This is a genomic window from Thermus sp. CCB_US3_UF1, assembly GCF_000236585.1.
Classification (GTDB): Bacteria; Deinococcota; Deinococci; order Deinococcales; family Thermaceae; genus Thermus.
On sequence record NC_017278.1, the window covers coordinates 1,551,620 to 1,569,037 of the forward strand.

Annotated in this window: 12 protein-coding genes; 10 read left to right on the plus strand and 2 right to left on the minus strand. The window is 70.0% G+C overall.

The features are described from left to right. Positions 1-2: 2 nt before the first annotated feature. Positions 3-692: a thioredoxin family protein gene (locus TCCBUS3UF1_RS07715; RefSeq protein ID WP_081477246.1), complete on the minus strand. Its 690-nt coding sequence runs from the start codon at positions 690-692 to the stop codon at positions 3-5. 168 nt (positions 693-860) lie between these two features. Here TCCBUS3UF1_RS07715 and TCCBUS3UF1_RS07720 point away from each other — a divergent pair, with 168 nt between their 5' ends. The 4 genes from TCCBUS3UF1_RS07720 to TCCBUS3UF1_RS07735 are packed head-to-tail and all read left to right on the plus strand — an operon-like array spanning position 861 to position 4,591. Further along, positions 861-2,297: a rhodanese-like domain-containing protein gene (locus TCCBUS3UF1_RS07720; protein WP_014515956.1), complete on the plus strand. Its 1,437-nt coding sequence runs from the start codon at positions 861-863 to the stop codon at positions 2,295-2,297. Positions 2,298-2,324: 27 nt separating this feature from the next. Continuing rightward, a complete protein-coding gene (locus TCCBUS3UF1_RS07725; RefSeq protein WP_014515957.1) occupies positions 2,325-2,984 on the plus strand; it encodes a rhodanese-like domain-containing protein in 660 nt (219 codons plus the stop codon). Further along, the gene (locus TCCBUS3UF1_RS07730; protein WP_014515958.1) at positions 2,981-3,733 is read left to right on the plus strand and encodes a sulfite exporter TauE/SafE family protein; all 753 of its coding nucleotides are present in this window, start codon (positions 2,981-2,983) and stop codon (positions 3,731-3,733) included. The genes TCCBUS3UF1_RS07725 and TCCBUS3UF1_RS07730 overlap by 4 nt, the downstream gene beginning before the upstream one ends. A 9-nt stretch (positions 3,734-3,742) precedes the next feature. Beyond that, the gene (locus TCCBUS3UF1_RS07735) at positions 3,743-4,591 is read left to right on the plus strand and encodes a nitrilase-related carbon-nitrogen hydrolase (RefSeq protein ID WP_014515959.1); all 849 of its coding nucleotides are present in this window, start codon (positions 3,743-3,745) and stop codon (positions 4,589-4,591) included. On the opposite strand, the gene TCCBUS3UF1_RS07740 is transcribed toward TCCBUS3UF1_RS07735, so the two are convergent. Continuing rightward, positions 4,588-5,505 carry a peptidylprolyl isomerase gene (locus TCCBUS3UF1_RS07740; protein ID WP_014515960.1) on the minus strand — a complete coding sequence of 306 codons (918 nt, stop codon included), beginning with the start codon at positions 5,503-5,505 and terminating at the stop codon, positions 4,588-4,590. The genes TCCBUS3UF1_RS07735 and TCCBUS3UF1_RS07740 overlap by 4 nt on opposite strands. A gap of 13 nt (positions 5,506-5,518) precedes the next feature. Between TCCBUS3UF1_RS07740 and hemE the strand changes: the two genes are divergently transcribed. Genes hemE through TCCBUS3UF1_RS07770 form a run of 6 tightly spaced genes read left to right on the plus strand, consistent with a single transcriptional unit; the run spans position 5,519 to position 17,386 of the window. Next, positions 5,519-6,544 (plus strand): uroporphyrinogen decarboxylase, encoded by a 1,026-nt coding sequence (hemE, locus tag TCCBUS3UF1_RS07745; protein WP_041434006.1) that lies wholly within the window; start codon positions 5,519-5,521, stop codon positions 6,542-6,544. Further along, a complete protein-coding gene (gene hemH, locus TCCBUS3UF1_RS07750) occupies positions 6,541-7,494 on the plus strand; it encodes a ferrochelatase (RefSeq protein WP_014515962.1) in 954 nt (317 codons plus the stop codon). Before hemE ends, hemH begins: the two co-directional genes overlap by 4 nt. After that, positions 7,482-8,846 (plus strand): protoporphyrinogen oxidase, encoded by a 1,365-nt coding sequence (hemG, locus tag TCCBUS3UF1_RS07755; protein WP_014515963.1) that lies wholly within the window; start codon positions 7,482-7,484, stop codon positions 8,844-8,846. The genes hemH and hemG overlap by 13 nt, the downstream gene beginning before the upstream one ends. Positions 8,847-8,882: 36 nt before the next feature. Next, positions 8,883-11,123, plus strand: coding sequence for a diguanylate cyclase (locus TCCBUS3UF1_RS07760; protein WP_014515964.1), 2,241 nt, complete (start codon positions 8,883-8,885; stop codon positions 11,121-11,123). Positions 11,124-11,159: 36 nt separating this feature from the next. Further along, on the plus strand, positions 11,160-13,730 hold the full coding sequence (locus TCCBUS3UF1_RS12355) for an EAL domain-containing protein (RefSeq protein ID WP_014515965.1): 2,571 nt from the start codon (positions 11,160-11,162) through the stop codon (positions 13,728-13,730). Further along, on the plus strand, positions 13,727-17,386 hold the full coding sequence (locus TCCBUS3UF1_RS07770) for a PAS domain S-box protein (RefSeq protein WP_014515966.1): 3,660 nt from the start codon (positions 13,727-13,729) through the stop codon (positions 17,384-17,386). Before TCCBUS3UF1_RS12355 ends, TCCBUS3UF1_RS07770 begins: the two co-directional genes overlap by 4 nt. Positions 17,387-17,418 lie beyond the last annotated feature (32 nt).

Genomic DNA, 17,418 nt, shown 5'->3' on the forward strand with positions numbered 1-17,418 from the left:
GGCTAGGCCTGCACCCCCACGGCCTTGCGGATGGCCTGGAGGAAGGCGGAAAGGGGCTGGGCCCCCAGGACCCGCTCCTTGCCGTGGTTGACGATGGTATCGGGCACCCCGTGGATGTGGTAGCGGTTGGAGAGCTCGGGGAACTCGTTGGCCTCCACCATCTCCCCAAAGACCTTGGGGGAGGCGTAGGCCATGCGGTGGGCGGTGCGCACCGCCTGCGGGCAGTAGGGGCAGGTGGGGGTGACGAAGACCTGGAGCACCACCTCCTCGGGGAGGCTATTCAGCTCCTGCACCACGTTCTCGGGGAGGCCGTGGCCGTCCCGGCCCAGCATCTCCAGGTCCTCCAGGAGGCTGGCGAACTCGTAGCCGGCGGGGATGCCCCGGTAGCGCAGGTTCAGGGCCTCCGAGCCCTTCTCCCGCAGGATCAGGGTGGGGGCCGCCTCCACCCGGTAGGCCTTGGCCTTCTCCTGGCCCTGGGGGGTGGCCAGGTCGTAGACCACCAGGTGGAGCTTGTCCGAAAGGGCCGCCAGCTCCTCCAGGAGCTGCTTGGTTTCCTTGCAGTAGAGGCAGGGTTCCTTGCCCGGGGCGATGAGGGTGGAGGTGTCGGTGAAGAGGACCATCTCCACGTCCCGCACCAGGCTAGAGAGCCGTTCCCGCACGATTTCCTGCTCCTTAGGTCCCAAAAGCGCCATGTTTTCCTCCCGGATACCCCCGTAGGGGTACATCCTTTCCCTACTATAGCAGAGGAGGTTTCGGACAGATAGAGAAGGGACTCACTATGGAACGGCCCGTTGACACCCCTACCCCCATGGGGTATATTGACCCCGTGGGGACAAAGGTCCCATCCTGGAGGTGAAGCCATGATCTTCCGACAGATCTACGAAGAAGGCCTGGCCCAGATGAGCTACCTTCTGGGTTGCGCCGCCACCGGGGAGGCCTTGGTGGTGGACCCCAAGCGGGACGTGGACACCTATTTGGAGCTGGCCGAGTCCCTGGGCCTGCGCATCACCGCCATCGCCGAAACCCACATCCACGCCGACTACCTCTCCGGGGCCCGGGAGCTGGCCCGGGCCACCGGGGCCACCCTGTACCTCTCTGACGAGGGGGATGAGAACTGGAAGTACCGGGGGCTGGAGGGCTTTAACCACGTCCTCCTCAAGGACGGGGACGAGTTCCGGGTGGGGAACATCCGGGTGAGGGCGGTGCACACCCCGGGCCACACCCCCGAGCACCTCTCCTTCCTGGTGGCCGACGGGGCGGTGACGGAGGAGCCCCTCCTCTTCCTCACCGGGGACTTCGTCTTCGTGGGGGATGTGGGCCGCCCGGACCTCCTGGAGGAGGCCGCCGGCATCAAGGGCACGGCGGAGCCGGGGGCCAGGCGGATGTTCCAAAGCCTCAAGGAGAAGTTCCTCACCCTCCCCGACCACGTGCAGGTCTGGCCCGGGCACGGGGCAGGAAGCGCCTGCGGCAAGGCCCTAGGGGCCCTTCCCGCCACCACCGTGGGCTACGAGCGGCGCCACGCCTGGTGGGCCGAGTACCTGGAGCGGGAGGATGAGGAAGGTTTCGTGAGGGCCCTTCTCCAGGGCCAGCCCGAGGCCCCCACCTACTTCAAGGAGATGAAGCGCATGAACCGGGATGGGATGCCCATCCTGGGCGGCATCCCCCACCCGGGCCGGCTCACCAAGGCCCAGTTTGAGCGCTACCTGCGCGAAGGGGCCATCCTGGTGGACACCCGGGACAAGTTCGCCTTCGCCGGGGGCCATCTCAAGGGGGCCATCAACATCCCCGCGGGGAAGAACTTCGCCACCTGGGCGGGCTGGCTTTTGCCCTATGACCGGCCCCTGGTCCTCCTGGCCCACCCCTCGGAGGTGGAAGCCCTGACCCGGGCCCTGATCCGCATCGGGCTGGACGAGGTGGTGGGGTATATCCCGAGCCTCCAGGGCTACGCCGACGGGGAGCTGGAAACCGTGCCCCAGATCACGGCCAAGGAGGCCAAGGCCCTGTGGGAGCGGGGCGAGGCGGTGGTCTTGGACGTGCGGGGCCGGGACGAGTACCTGGCCGGGCACATCCCCGGGGCCCTGAACCTCCACGCAGGGCGGGTTCTGGCCCACCTGGACAAGCTACCCAAGGCCAAGCCCCTGATCGTCCACTGCGTGGGCGGCGACCGCTCCAGCACCGCCATCTCCGCCCTTTTGGCCCACGGCTTCCAAAACGCCCTGAACCTCACCGGGGGAATCCGGGCCTGGCAGCAAGAGGGCTTCCCCGTGGCCAAGGGGGAGGAGCTAGTGGGCGCCTAGGGCCAGGCTCCCCTAAAGGAGGCATCCATGTACGAAACCCAAGTGAAGGACCTGACGCCCGAGGAGGCCAAGCGGCTTTACGACCAGGGGGTGACCTTCCTGGACGTGCGCGAGGTGGAGGAGTACGCCCAGGCCCGCATCCCTGGGGCGGGGCTTCTGCCCCTTTCCGAGTTCATGGCCCGCCACGGGGAGATCCCCAAGGATAGGCCCGTGGTTCTCTACTGCCGCACGGGAAACCGCTCCTGGCAGGCCGCGGCCTGGCTTACCGCCCAGGGGTACACGAACGTCTACAACCTGGACGGGGGAATTGTCCGCTGGTACCGGGCGGGGCTTCCCGTGGACACCACCCCCGTGGAGGTGGGTTACGGGGCCACCCCCTACCGGGAGGTGGGGCCCCTCGAGGCCAAGGGGCTCCTAGGGGAGGCCTTCGTGGTGGATGTGCGCGAGCCCTGGGAGTACGGGGAGGGCCACGTCCCGGGGGCGGTGAACATCCCCCTTTCCACCCTGCCCCAGCGGCTTGCCGAGCTCCCCCAGGACCGGCCCATCCTCCTCGTCTGCAACTCGGGGAACCGGAGCGGGGTGGCGGCGGACTTCCTGGTCCAGCAGGGCTTCCCCGGGGATAGGGTCTACAACCTGGAAGGCGGCACCTACGCCTGGATGGGCGCCGGGCTTCCCGTGGAGCGATGACCCTAGCCCTTTTCGGCGCTCTCCTCATCGGGCTTTCCCTGGGCCTTCTGGGCTCAGGGGGGTCCATCCTCACCGTGCCCGTCCTGGTCTACCTCCTGGGGGAGGCCCCCAAGCAGGCCATCGCGGAAAGCCTCCTCATCGTGGGGGGGATCGCCCTCCTGGGGGCCCTCCCCTATGCCCTTAGGGGCCTGGTGGACGGGCGGAACGTGCTCTTTTTCGGCCTGCCGGGGATGGCGGGGACCTACCTGGGGGCCTGGCTTTCCCGTTTCGTCTCCGGGGAGGTACAGCTTCTGGTCTTCGCCCTGGTCATGCTCCTCGCCGCCTACTTCATGGCCCGGCCCGCTCCCCTAGGGGCCCCTAAAGGGGAGCGCAAGGCCTGGAAGATCCTCCTGGATGGCCTGGCCGTGGGGGCCCTTACCGGTTTCGTGGGGGTGGGCGGGGGGTTCCTCATCGTCCCCGCCCTGGTCCTCCTGGGGGGGTTGCCCATGCACCTGGCGGTGGGCACCAGCCTCGTCATCATCGCCCTCAAGTCCTTCGCCGGCTTTTACAAGTACCTCCACCTCCTCCCCGCGTATGGGCTTTCCGTAAACTACGCCGTGGCCGGCCTTTTCATCCTGGTGGGCACCTTGGGGAGCCTCCTGGGCGGGCGGCTGGCGGTGCGCCTTCCCCAGGAGGGCCTCAAGCGGGGCTTTGCCCTCTTTCTGGTCCTCATGGGGGTCTTGATCGTGGCCCAGAGCCTTTCCGGGTAAACTCTGAGGGTGCCCTTCCGCACCCTCTTGGTCGTCCAAGCCCAGGTGAGGCTCGAGGCCTACCGCTCCCGGGAAGCCTTCCGGGAGCGGGTGTTTTCCCTGCTCGCCCCCCTGGAGGGGACGCCAGCCCCCAGGCTGGCCGCCTTCCCCGAACTCTTCGGCCTCCCCCTCCTCCTCCATCTGGAGGGGGAGGTCCGCCCCCTGGACCTCCTCAAGGACCCCCTCCTTCCCTGGCGGCGGGCCCGGAGGGCCTACGGGGTCTTCCGGGAGGTGATGGCCGAGGCCGCCCGGGCCCTGGGCACCTACCTCCTCGCCGGCACCCTCCTTGCCCCGCCCTACGAGGAGGAGCTTGCCCGGGGAAGGTTTTCCCGGAGCCCCTTCTTCCAAAACCTGGCCCTTTTCTATAACCCGCAAGGCCGCCTCCTGGCCCAGGTGCCCAAGATGGAACTCACCCCCCCGGAGCGGTGGCTCAAGCGGGGGGCTTTCGGCCCCCACCTGGTGGAAACCCAGGCCGGCCGGGTGGGCATCCTGATCTGCCTGGACGGCTTTCACGAAAAGCACCTCTCCCGCCTGGACGCCCTGGGGGCCGAGGTCCTCCTCCAGCCCTCGGCCAACCCCGCCCCCTGGGACCGCCCCTGGCCCCCCGACCCCAGCCGCCAGGAGGGGGAGGTCTGGCTGGCCTCGGCCAGGGAGAGGCTTTTGGGGAGGGAAAACCTGCGCTTCCTCCTCAACCCCATGCTGAACGGGAGCCTCCTGGGCCTTACCTTTGAGGGGCGAAGCGGCCTCTATGCCCCCGGAGAGGCCCTCCTCCTGGCCCCCTCTCCCCGGGGGGACGAGGCCTTAATCCTTTGCCCCTAGAGGCGTTCGGGGAAGAGCCGGATGGGGTAGGGGCGCATCAGGGCCTGGGCCAGCTTCTCCCAGGCCTTGTCCTTGACCTGAGCCTCCAGGGCTTCCTGCACCTCCTCCAGGGGCTTGCGGCCCGGGGGCCTCACCCCCTCCAGGAGGATGAGGTGGAAGCCGAACTCGGTGGCCACTGGGCCGGAAACCTCCCCGGGCCTAAGGGCCAAAAGGGCCTTTTCAAAGGGGGGGATGTAGGTGCCCTGGGGCTCGCAGCCCAGGCTTCCGCCCTGGTCCTTGGAACCCGGGTCCTGGGAAAGGGCCTGGGCCACCTGGGCGAAGGCCTCCCCCGCCTGCAGGCGGGAGAGGGCTTCCTTGGCGGCCTCGAGGGTGGGAAGGAGGATGTGGCGGGCGCAGTAGAGGGTGGGGTGGCGGTACTCCGGGGAAAGGAGCCACAGGGCCCTCAGGGCCGCCGGGGAAACCGCAAGCTTTTGGCGGTAGTGGGCCTCCAGGGCCTCCAGGGCCAGGGCCTCGGCCAAAAGGGCGCGGTAGGTGGCGAGGTCCGGCACCCCGGCGCTTTTCAGGGCCCCTTCCAGGGCCTCCGCGCTGGGGAAGGCCTCCTGCAGGGCCAGCACCCGGGCCTCCACCGCCCCCTCCTTGGGCCAGAAGCCCTTGGCCTTGGCCGCCAGGAGCAGGGCCCGCTCCTCCGCCAGGGCCTGGAGGTAAGGGGCACGGTAGGACTCCAGGAACTCCCGGGTTTCCTGGGTGTCGGGCAGGCCCAGCTGGCGCAGGGCGCTCCGGGCAAAAAGGCCAAAGCGCAGCTCAAACTGGGCCTTGGTGAGGGCCTCCGGGCCCACCTGGGCCACCACGGGGTCCTCCTGGGCCAAGGCGGGCAGGCTTAGGGCCAGGGCGAGGGCAAGGAAAAAGGCGCGCATGCCCCATGCTAGCATGGGGGGCGTGAACGACCTCATCCTCAAGGCGGCCCGGGGAGAGGCCACCCCCCGCCCCCCCGTCTGGTTCATGCGCCAGGCGGGGCGCTACCAGAAGGAGTACCAGGAGATCCGCAGGCGCTACACCCTGCCCGAGATCGTGGAAAACCCCGAGGTCTGCACCCAGGTCACCCTGCTGCCCGTGCGCCAACTGGGGGTGGACGCCGCCATCCTCTTCGCCGACATCACCACCCCCCTGCCCGGCATGGGGGTGGAGGTTTCCCTGGTGGAGGGGAAGGGGCCGGTGATCCACACCCCCATCCGGGACCAGAAGGGGGTGGAGGCCCTGAGGCCCTTGGTGCCGGAGGAAGGGGTGCCCTACGTGATGGAAAGCATCCGCCTCCTCAAGGCCGAACTCCAGGTGCCCCTCATCGGCTTCGCCGGGGCCCCCTTCACCCTGGCCAGCTACCTGGTGGAAGGGGGCCCAAGCCGCCACTTCCTGGAGGTGAAGGCCTTCATGTACCGGGAGGAGGCCCTGTGGCACCGCCTGATGGATAAGCTCACCCAGGCCATGGCCGCCTACCTCCGGGCCCAGGCGGAGGCGGGGGCCGACCTCCTCCAGGTCTTTGACTCCTGGGTGGGGGCCCTAAGCCCTGCCGACTACCGCCGCTACGTGAAGCCCCACATGGAAAGGCTCTTCCAGGCCCTGAAACCCCTGGGGGTTCCCGTCATCCACTTCGGGGTGGGCACCATGGGCCTCCTCCAGGAGATGCGCCAGGCCGGAGGGGATGTCCTGGGCCTGGACCACCACACCCCCCTCCCCTGGGCCCGGGAGGTCCTGGGCCCCACCCCGGTGCAGGGCAACCTGGACCCTGCGGTCCTCTTCGCCCCCAAGGAGGTGATCCGCCGGGAGGTGCGGCGCATCCTGGACGAAAACGCCGGCCGGCCCGGGCACATCTTCAACCTGGGCCACGGGATCCTGCCCAAGACCCCGGTGGAACACGTGCGGTACGTGGTAGAACTTTTGCAGGAGGAAGCGGCATGAACGTCCTCTTGATGGCCTACGGCACCCCTTACACCCCGGAGGAGATCGAGCCCTACTACACGGACATCCGCCGGGGAAGGCGCCCTTCGGAGGAACTCCTGGAGGAGCTGGAAGGGCGCTACGCCGCCATCGGCAAAAGCCCCCTGAACGAGATCACCCTGGCCCAGGCCGTAAGGCTCCAGGCCCTTTTGAACCTCGAGGCCCCCGCCTACCCCAAGCGCCTCCTGGGCCCCTTCGGCCCCCGCACCCCCCAGGGGCCGGCCCGGGTCTACGTGGGCACCAAGCACTGGCACCCCACCCTGGGGGAGGCGGTGGCCGCCATGCACGAGGACGGGGTGCGGCGGGCGGTGGCCATCGTGGCCGCCCCCCACTACTCCCTGAGGAGCGTGGCCGAGTACCAGGAGAAGGTGGAGGCGGCCCTCAAGGCCCTGCCCGAGCCCATAGACTTCGTCTGGGTGGAAAGCTACGAGGCCCATCCCGGCCTGATCGCCGCCTACGCCCGCCGGCTGGAGGAGGCCATCTGGCGGCTAAGGGACCCCAAGAGGGCCGCCTACATCTTCACCGCCCACTCCATTCCCCTTGCCGCCGTGGAGCGCGGGGACCCTTACCCCCGGCAGGTGGAGAGGACCGCGGAACTCATCGCCAAGCGCCTGGGCCTGCCCCGCCACCATGTGGCCTACCAGTCCGCGGGCCGGACCCCCGAGCCCTGGCTGGGGCCAGACATAAACGAGCTCCTGCGCCGGCTGCGGGAGGAGGGGTACGAGGAAGCGGTGGTCCAGGCGGTGGGCTTCCCCGCCGACCACCTGGAGGTCTACTACGACCTGGACCTCGAGGCCCAGGCCACGGCGGCGGAGGTGGGCCTTAGGCTCCTCCGCGCCCGGAGCCTGAACGCGGATCTGGACTACATCCAGGTCCTCAAGGACCTGGTGGAGGCAGCGTGGCTCAGGTAGCCGTGGTGGGCGGGGGCTGGGCGGGGCTGGCCGCCGCCTTGGCCCTCGAGGAGGCCGGGGCCGACTTCCTCCTCCTGGAAGCCTCCCCCCGCCTAGGGGGCAAGGTCTTCACCCACCGCAAGGACGGGTTCTTGGTGGAGGGGGGGCCGGACGCCAGCGTGCGCTACAAGCGGGAGGTCCTGGAGCTGGCCGGGCGCTTCGGCCTGGAGCCCCTAGGCACCCTGCCCGCCAAGCCCGCGGCCTACATCCTGCGCCGGGGCAGGGCTCACCCCCTTCCCGAGGGGCTCTTGCAGGTGGTGCCGGGGGACTTCCTGGGCCTCGTCCGCACCCCCTTGCTCTCCCTTGGGGGAAAGCTCCGGGCCCTTTACGACCTCCTCCTTCCCCGGGGGAGGAAGGAGGACGAAAGCCTAAGGGCGTTTGTGGAAAGGCGGCTGGGCCTCGAGGTCTACGAGGCCCTGGTCGCCCCCCTGGCGGGGGGGATCTACGGCGGGGAACCGGACGAGCTCTCCATGAGGGCCGCCTTCCCCCAGCTCCTGGCCCTAGAAGAGAAGCACCGCAGCCTCCTCCTGGGGGCCATGCGCGCGCGGCGGGCCCGCCCAAGCCGCGAGGGGGGCAGCCTCTTCTTCTCCTTCCGCGAGGGCCTGGGCGCCCTCACCGCCAGGATGGCCGCCCAGGTGGCGGAAAAGACCCTCCTCGCCACCCCGGTCCTGGGGGTGGAGCCCCTGGGGGGGCGCTACCGCCTCCACACCCCTAGGGGCACCCTGGAGGCCGAGGCCCTCATCCTGGCCACCCCGGCCCCGGTGGCCGGGGGCCTCCTCCGGCCCTTCCTCCCCCAGGCCACCGCCCTCCTCAAGGGGATCCCCCACATCCCCGCGGCCACGGCCAGCCTGGCCTTCCGGGAGGAGCTCCCGGTGGAGGGGCACGGCCTCCTCATGGCCAAGGGGGAAGGGTACCGGGTGCGGGGCTTCACCTGGACCCACCGGAAGTGGCCGGGAAGGGCCCCCGAGGGGTTCAGCCTGGTGCGGGCCTACTTCTCCGGGGAGGTGGCCCGGCTTTCCGAGGCCGAGCTGGTGCGGGTGGCCCTGGAGGACCTCCGCCGCCACCTGGGCCAGGAGGTGCGCCCCGAGCGCACCTTCGCCTTCCGCTTCCCCGAGGGGATGCCCGCCTACCGGGTGGGCCACCGGGAGCGGATCAGGGGGCTGGAGATGGCCCTCCTCCAGGCCCCGGGGGTCTTTTTGGCCGGGAACTACCTGGAAGGGGTGGGCCTGCCCGAAGTGGTGCGCTCGGGGCAAAGGGCGGCGGAAAGGGCCCTGGGCTACCTGGCCCTGGCCCCCAAGGCCGAAAGGCTCTAGGCAAGGGGCGGGTGCCCGGGGTAGGATGGCGCAAACATGGTCCTGCCCTACCCCCTGATCGCCGCGGGCTCCTTACTCCTGGGGCTTCTGGTAGGGCTTTTAGGCTATTCCGACCCCTATATCCTGCCCTGGTTCATGGTCTTCACCGCCACCACCGCCAGCCTGTACGGCCTGGGGTGGGGAGTCGTGGCCGCGGCCCTCAGCGCCCTCCTCCTCCTCCCCTTCCCTGGCTTCAGCCCCGTAGCCCTAGCCCTCCTCCTCCTCGCCGCCTACCTGGCCCACGACCTGGGAAGGAACCTGCGCCAGGCCCAGCACCGCGCCCGGGCCCTGGCCCAGGGGCAAAGGCTCCTGGCCGAGGCCCTGGAGGCCCTTCCCCAGGCGGAAAGCCGCCAGGCCCTCCTGCAAAGCCTCCCCGAGCGCCTGGCCGCCTTGGGGGAAGGGGGGCACGTGGGGGTCTGGGTGCCAAGCCCGGGGGGCTTCCGCCTCCTGGCCAGCGTCCCCCCCTTGGGCCTTTCGGAGATCCCAGAAAGGGGCCTCGTGGGCCGGGCCTTCCGCCAAGGGGAACCCGTGCACGTGCCCGACGTGCGCCAGGAACCCGCCTACCTGGGAGTCCCCGGCCACCAGGCCCTTGCCGAGCTCGCCCTCCCCCTGAAGCGGCGGGGGGAGCCGGTGGCCGTCCTCAACCTGGAACGGGCCCACCCCTTCGCCCCTGAGGAGGTGGAGGGGCTCATCCGCTTCGCCCAGGCGGTCAGCCTGCAACTGGACCGCCTGAGCGACCTGGAGGACCGCCGGCTCCTGGCGGAACTTTCCGAGCGCCTGCAAAGCGCTTCCCGCCTCGAGGAGGCCGGGCACAAGGCCTTGGCCCTGGTGGTCCAGGCCCTGGGGTTGGAGTCGGGGGCCCTTTGGGAGGTGCGGGGGGCGCGGATGGAGGCCCTGGCCTCCTTTGGCGTGGAGGAGGAAAGCCTAAAGGCGGTCCTCCGCCAGGGCCTCCCCTACGGGATGGGCCTGGCCTGGCAGGTCTACGAGACGGGAAGCCCCCTCTTCACCGCCCGCTACGCCGAGGAGGCCCGGGTGGTGCCGGCCCTCAAGGCCTTGGGCTGGCGTACCTTCGCCGCCTTGCCCGTGCCCTCCCCCAAGGCCCCCCGGAGCCGGCGGGTCCTGGTGGTGGGGCAGCGGGCGGAGCGGCTTTGGTGCAAAGGGGAGGTGGAACTCCTCCTCCTCATAAGCCGCACCTTGGGCCTGGGTCTGGAGCGCCTTTCCGAGCGGGCGCGGCACGAGGGGGTGAACCGCCTATTCCTGGAGCTTCTGGAAAACCCCCTGGAGGGGCTTTACTCCCGGGTCCTGGAGGAAGCCATCCGCCAGGTACCGGGCTCGGAGGTGGGAAGCCTTCTGGTGCTGGAGGAGGGGGTCTACCGCTACCAGGCGGCCCTGGGGTACGACCTGGAGGCCCTGGCCTCCGTGACCTTCACCCCAGAGGCCATGCTCCTGTGGTACGGAAAGGGCGAGGCCCAGGCCAAAGAGGGGGAGCCCCGGATCATGAGCCTGGAGGAGCGGGACATCCCCGAGGTGAGCCACCAGACCGCCCCTAAGGAGGTCATGGACACCGCTGGCCGGGCCTGGGAGATCCAGGCCAACCTCTGCCTCCCCATCCCCTATAAGGGGGAGGTCCTGGCCTACCTCAACCTGGACAACCTCCACGACCCCCGGGCCTTCGGCCCGGACTCCCTGGAGGCGGCCCGCTTCTTCGCCGCCCCCCTGGCCACCCTCCTGCACGAACGGCGCACCCGGAAGCTCCTGGAGGAGGCCGCCCTTACCGACCCCCTTACGGGCCTCGGGAACCGCCGGGCCTTTGACCGGGCCTTCCTGGAGGAGCTGAAGCGGGCCGAGCGCTACGGCTACCCCCTCTCCCTGGCCGTCTTGGACCTCAAGGGCTTCAAACAGGTAAACGACCGCCTGGGCCACGCCGCCGGCGACCTGGCCCTCCTCAAGGTGGCCGAGGCCCTCACCCGGGAAAGGCGCAACGGGGACCGCCTCTTCCGCTGGGGGGGGGACGAGTTCGCCGCCCTCTTCCCCCACACGGCCAAGGAAGGAGCCATCGCCGCCGCCTTCCGCTACGCCCGGGCCATTGAGGGGGTCTGCCTCCAGGGGCTCTGCCTGGGGGTGAGCATCGGGGTGGCCACCTACCCCGAGGACGGGGATGTCCCCGATGCCCTCCTCTCCGCCGCCGACACCCGCATGTACCAGGCCAAGGCCCAGGGGCTTGCCGTGGTGGCCTAAGTTTCCCGGAAGCGGTATACTAAACCCAGCCTCGCCATGGACGGCAGCCTGCCCCGGGCCCTTTTTCCCCTGCTCCGTCAGGGGCTTGGCGGGCTTCCCGATAGCCTGGAAGCGGTGGCCCGGGCCCTTTCCGCCCACCGGGCCTACCTCTTCCGCCTCGAGGCCCGGGGGAGCACGTGGTACGCCTCCCAGCTGGCGGAGTGGGCCGGGGAAGGGACCAGCCCCCAGATCCAAAACCCCGACCTCCAGGACCTGCCCATGGAGGAGGCAGGCTACGGCCGCTGGCTGGAAGCCTTCCTGCAGGACCAGGCCATAGGGGGCCCGGTGCGCACCTTCCCCCAGGCGGAGCGGCCCCTCCTCGAGGCCCAGGAGATCCAAAGCCTCCTGGTGGTGCCCATCCGGGTGGACGGCGCCCTTTGGGGCTTCCTGGGGGTGGACGACTGCCAGAGGGCCCGGGGCTTCACCCCGGAAGAGGAGACCCTTCTCCGGGTGATGGCCGAGGCCCTAGCCCGCACCCTGGAGCTTTGGGAAAGGACCCGCTGGCTGGGAAACCTGGTGGAAGCCTCCCCCTTCTACCTGGCCCGCCTAGGCCCAGAGGGCACCTTGCGCTACGCCAACCCCGCCCTAAGGCAGGCCTTCCCCCAGGGGCTTTCCCTGCCCGTGGAGGAAGCCCTGGCCCGCCCGGGCCGCCCCTGCACCCTCACCGCCCAGGGGGCGCGCGCGGTGGAGTGGACCCTGGTGGCCATCCCGGGGCCTGGGCCCAAGGCCCTGGAGGTCCTGGCCCTGGGGATAGACGTCTCCGAGCGGGAAGAGGCCCGCCTCCAGGAGGCCCGCTGGACCGCCTTCCGTCGCAACCTGCTAAGGGTCTACGAAACCCTGATGGCCGAGGGGCTTTCCGACTCCATCTTTGGCCTCATCCTCGAGGCCGCCTTGGACACCATCCCCAGCGCCCAGGCGGGGAGCGTCACCGTCCTCATGGAGGACGGGAGCTACCACTTCGTGGCCGCCAAGGGGTATGACCTCGAGGCCCTGCGCCAGGTGGCGCTCCGGCCCGAAGAACCCCTTTCCCTCACCGGCCACGCCGAGGCCCAGATCTTCACCTGGCGGGACCTCCAGCGCTTCAACGCCCGACTGGACCCAGAGCGCCGCCAGGTGATGGAGGAGGCGGGCCGGGTGGGCGAGATCCAGGCCATCCTCTCCGTGCCCGTCTACCTGGCCGGGGAACGGAAGGCCTTCTTGTACCTGGATAACCTGGAGCGGGAAGACGCCTTCGGCCCCTTGGACCTGGAGCTGGCCCAGGCCTTTGCCAGCCAGCTCGGCCTCCTCCTCAGGCGGCTGGAGCTGGAGGGGCAGCTAGAGCACCTGGCTTTCCACGACCCCCTTACGGGCCTGCCCAACCGCCTCTTCTTCCTGGAGAAGCTGGCCCAGGCCCTCAAGGAGGACCCCCGGAGCCTGGCCGTCCTTTACCTGGACCTGGACGGCCTCAAGCTGGTCAACGACCTGGACGGCCACGCCGCCGGGGACGAGGTGCTGCGGGCGGTGGCGGGGAGGCTCAGGGCCGTCCTCCGCCCCCGGGACCTGGTGGCCCGCCAGGGAGGGGACGAGTTCCTGGTCCTCCTCACCGGCCTCAAGGCCCCCGAGGAGGCGGTAGGGGTAGCGGAAAGGCTGCTGGAGGTGGTCCGCCTGCCCATCCCCGTGGGGGAGCGGGTCTACCACCTCACCACCTCCTTGGGCATCGCCCTGGGGGAGGCCGGCCTCTCCCCGGGGGAGGTTCTGCAACGGGCCGACCTGGCCCTCTACCGGGCCAAGGGGGAGGGGAAGGACCGGCTGAGCTTCTTTGAAGCCCACCTGCAGGAGGCCCTGCGCCGGGAGATGGGGCTCCTGGAAGCCCTGCGGGAGGACCTGGAAAGGGGCCAGGGGCTTTGGCTTGTCTACCAGCCCATCGTGGACCTGCAGACGGGCCAAAGGGTGGCCCTCGAGGCCCTCCTGCGCTGGCGGCTGGCCCCCCCCTCCGAGTTCATCCCCTTGGCCGAGCGCCACCGCCTCATGCTCCAGCTGGGGGCCTTCGTCCTGCGGCAGGCCTGCCGGGAAAGGGAGGGGCACGGCCTGCCCGTGCACGTGAACGTGAGCCCCCAGGAGCTCCTGGACCCCACCTACCCCCAGCGGGTGGCCGAGGTCCTGGAGGCAACGGGCTGCCCCCCCGAGGGGCTGGTCCTGGAGGTCACCGAGTCCACCCTCATCCCCGACGAGCGGGGGCGGGATGCCAGCCAAAGCCTCCAGATCCTGCGGGGCCTGGGGCTACGGGTCTACCTGGACGATTTCGGCTCCGGCCACTCCAGCCTGGAGCGCCTGGCCCACCTCCCCGTGGACGGGGTCAAGCTGGGCCAGGCCTTCACCCAGGCCCTGGGCACCCCCCCAGACCCCTCCTCCCCCGCCGCCCGGCTGGTGGGGGCGGTTTTGGCCCTGGCCCAGGCCCTGGGCCTCACCCCCATCGCCGAGGGCATTGAGGACGCCCGGGCTTTGGCCTACCTGAAGGCCCTGGGCTTCCCCCTGGGACAAGGGTACTTCTTGGGCCGGCCCGCCCCCCTCTACAATGGGGACCAGTGAGGCTAAGCAACCCCTGGAAAATCACCCTGGCCTACGCCCTCTTCTCCCTGGTCTGGATCCTGGGAAGCGACCGCCTCTTTTTGAGCCTCTTCCCCATGGCAGAAGAGCTCACCCGTTGGCAGACGGGCAAGGGCCTGGTCTTCGTCCTCCTTTCCTCCGGCTTCATCCACCTCCTGGCCAGCTTCCTGGAAAGGGCCCAGCGGCGGGCCGCCGAGGCCTTGGCGGCCTCGGAAAAGCGTTTCCGCGCCCTGGTGGAAAACGGCCGCGAGCTGGTCTACGTGGTGGACGCCCAGGGAAAGCTCCTCTACGCCTCCCCCAACGTGGCCCAGGTGCTGGGCTACGATCCCTTGGGCTACACCCGGGAAAGGCTATCTGCCCTGGACTTCGTCCACCCGGAAGACCGCCTCTACGCCGAGGCCGTGCTGGAGGACCTCCTCCGCCACCCCGGGGCCACCCGGGAGTACACCTTCCGCATCCTGGACGCCGCGGGCCAGGTCCGCCACGCCCGGGTCTGGGGCCGGAACCTCCTGGAAGACCCCGCGGTGGGGGGCATTGTGCTCAACGTGCGGGACGAAAGCGAGCTGGAAGAGGAGCGGGCCCGCCTGCAAGGGCTTTTGGAAGCCCTTCCCGGCCGGGTCTACCAGGCCTTTGTCCCCGAAGGGGCCGACCCCGCCTTCCTCCCCCTGCGCTACGCCTCCCCCCAGGCCCAGCGGATCCTGGGCTACCCGCCGGAAGAGCTCCAGGAAAACCCCCAGGCCTTCTACGCCCGGGTCCACCCCGAGGACCGGGCCCAGACCCAGGAGGTCTGCCGGCGGGCCGTGGCCCGGCCAGGGGAGGTGCAGAGCGTCACCTACCGCTTCTGGCACGGAAAGAAGCAGGCCTGGGTCTGGCTCCAGGACTCCCTGGTCTATGACCCCCTAAGCCGCCTCCTCACGGGATACGGGAGCGACGTGACCGAGCTGAAGGAGGCCGAGGCCCGCTTCCGCCTCCTCTTCCAAGCCCACCCCCTGCCCATGTGGGTCTACGACCGGGAAACCTACCGCTTCCTGGAGGTGAACGAGGCGGCGGTGGCCAAGTACGGCTACGCCCGGGAGGAGTTCCTCACCATGACCATTCTGGAAATCCGCCCAGAGCGGGAGCGGCTTAGGCTCCTGGAAAACCTGAGGCGGCCAAGACCTTCCCTGGAGCGCTCGGGCCCCTGGACCCACCGCCTCAAGGACGGGCGGGAGATCCAGGTGGAGATCCACTCCCACACCCTGGAGTACGCCGGCAGGCCGGCGGTCCTGGTGGCAGCCCTGGACATCACGGAAAAGCTCCAAGCCGAGGCCACCCGGAGGCTCTTGCAGGAGGCCCTCGAGGCCGCCCACGAGGCCGTGGTCCTCACCGACCGGGATGGCCGGATCGAGTGGGTAAACCCCGCCTTCACCCGCCTCACCGGCTACGCCCTGGAGGAGGCGCTAGGGCAAAACCCCCGCATCCTCAAGTCCGGGGTTCATCCCCGGGAGTTCTACCAGGAGATGTGGGCAACCATCCTGGCGGGACGGGTGTGGAACGGGGAGCTGGTGAACCGCCGCAAGGACGGCACCCTCTACGCCGAGCGCATGACCATCACCCCGGTGCGGATAGGGGGGGAGATCCGCCACTTCATCGCCATCAAGCGGGACGTTACCGAGGAAAGGGCCAAGGAGCAGGCCCTGAGGGAGTCCGAGGCCCTCTTCCGCACCCTGGCGGAAACCGCCCCCGCCCTGATCCTCCTTTGGCAAGGGGAAAGGCTCACCTTTGCCAACCAGGAGGCCCTGCGGATCACCGGGTACACCCTGGAGGAGCTGCAAAGCCGGCCCGTCTGGGAGTTCGTCCACCCCGCCGACCGGGAGATGGTGCGGGCCCGGGGCCAGGCCCGCATCCGGGGGGAAAATCCCCCAGGCCGCTACACCTTCCGCATCCAGACCAGGGCGGGGGAGGTGCGCTGGCTGGACTACTCCGCCGCCCGGGTAGCGGTCGGGGGGGAGCCTGCGGTTTTAGGCGTGGCCCTGGACATCACCGAGGCCAAGGAGCGGGAGCTTTCCCTGGAAGCCTTTGCCCGGCTGAGCCTGGCCCTGCGGCAGAGCGAGGAGCTGAAGGGGATGATGGAGCACGCCCTGGAGGCCATCCTGGGCAGCATGGAGGCCCCCGTGGGCAGCATCCTCCTTTACGACCAGGACACGGGCCGCCTGGAGGAGGCGGCCAGCCGGGGCTGGCTTCAGGGCATCCCCACCCCCCAGACCCTCACCGAGGGGAGCATGGTGGCCCGGGCCTTCCAGGGCGAGGTGGTGGTGAGCCCCGACCTGAAGGCCGACCCCCGGGTGCGGGAAGGGGCCAGGCCCCTCGTCCCCGAGGGCTGGAGCGGGACGGTGGTACCCATCCTGGCTGGCCGCGAGCCCATAGGGGCCCTCACCCTGGCCTGGCCCCACCCCCGGGTGCCCACCCCCGCCGAGGTGGAGCGGGCCCAGTTCCTGGCCGAGGCCCTGGGCAACGCCGTGCGCCGGGCCAGCCTGCGGCGCAAGCTGGCCAAACGGGTGGAGCACCTGGAGGCCTTGCGCCTCGTTGACCAGGCCATCCTGGCCTCCCTAGACTTTGGCCCAAGCCTAGAAATCCTCCTGGACCAGGTGGTCCGCACCCCCGTGGACGCCGTGGCCCTTTTCCTGTACAAACCCCAGGAAAAGGTCCTATACCTGCACGCCCACCGGGGCTTCCTCTCCCCCAAGGGCTCCCTGCCGGCCCGCATCCCCTTGGGCCAGGGCCACGTGGGCCGGGCCGCCCTCCTGGGGGAAAAGGTGGCGGTGGATGACCTCAGGCAAAACCCAGGGGCCAACCCCAGCTTCACCCTCGAGGAGGGGCTCCAGGCCGAGCGGGCCTACCCCCTCTTCGCCAAGGGCAGGCTCCTGGGGGTTCTGGCCCTCTTCACCCGCAGGCCCTGGGACCTCTCCCCCGAGGACGAGGAGTTCTTGGAGGCCCTGGCGGGCCAGGGGGCCGTGGCCCTGGACAACGCCCGCACCTTCCAGGAGCTGCTCAAAAGCCAGCGGGAACTAGAGGCCGCCTACGACCTCACCCTGTGGGGCTGGGCCAAGGCGGTGGAGCTCCGGGACCAGGAAACGGCGGGGCATACGGAGCGGGTAACCGAGCTCACCCTCCGCCTGGCCCGGGCCCTAGGGGTGCCCGAGGAGGACCTGGACGACCTAAGGCGGGGGGCCATCCTGCACGACGTGGGCAAGATCGGCATCCCCGACGCCATCCTGCGCAAGCCGGGCCCCCTCACGGAAGAGGAGTGGGCACTGATGAAAAAGCACCCCGTCTACGCCTACGAGTGGCTCTCCGGCATCCCCTTCCTGAAAAAGGCCCTGGAAATCCCCTACGGCCACCACGAGCGCTGGGACGGCTCGGGGTACCCCAGGGGCCTCAAGGGTTGGGAAATCCCCCTCGCGGCCCGCATCTTCGCCGTGGTGGACGTCTACGACGCCCTCACCTCCGACCGCCCCTACCGCCAGGCCTGGCCCAAGGAAAAGGCCCTGGCCTACCTCCAGGAGCAGGCGGGGAAACAGTTTGACCCGGAGGTGGTGCAGGCCTTTCTCCGGCTCATGGCCCTGGAGAGCGACTCCCCCCCTCATGGGGCAAAGTAGCCGCGGGCACCCTGCGCCGGGTCGGGTGGGGG

Coding starts and splice junctions, on each gene's coding strand:
- TCCBUS3UF1_RS07715 (WP_081477246.1), bottom strand. CDS start 692: ATGGCGCTTTTGGGACCTAAGGAGCAGGAAATCGTGCGGGAACGGCTC.
- TCCBUS3UF1_RS07720 (WP_014515956.1), top strand. CDS start 861: ATGATCTTCCGACAGATCTACGAAGAAGGCCTGGCCCAGATGAGCTAC.
- TCCBUS3UF1_RS07725 (WP_014515957.1), top strand. CDS start 2,325: ATGTACGAAACCCAAGTGAAGGACCTGACGCCCGAGGAGGCCAAGCGG.
- TCCBUS3UF1_RS07730 (WP_014515958.1), top strand. CDS start 2,981: ATGACCCTAGCCCTTTTCGGCGCTCTCCTCATCGGGCTTTCCCTGGGC.
- TCCBUS3UF1_RS07740 (WP_014515960.1), bottom strand. CDS start 5,505: ATGCGCGCCTTTTTCCTTGCCCTCGCCCTGGCCCTAAGCCTGCCCGCC.
- hemE (WP_041434006.1), top strand. CDS start 5,519: ATGGGGGGCGTGAACGACCTCATCCTCAAGGCGGCCCGGGGAGAGGCC.
- hemH (WP_014515962.1), top strand. CDS start 6,541: ATGAACGTCCTCTTGATGGCCTACGGCACCCCTTACACCCCGGAGGAG.
- TCCBUS3UF1_RS07760 (WP_014515964.1), top strand. CDS start 8,883: ATGGTCCTGCCCTACCCCCTGATCGCCGCGGGCTCCTTACTCCTGGGG.
- TCCBUS3UF1_RS12355 (WP_014515965.1), top strand. CDS start 11,160: ATGGACGGCAGCCTGCCCCGGGCCCTTTTTCCCCTGCTCCGTCAGGGG.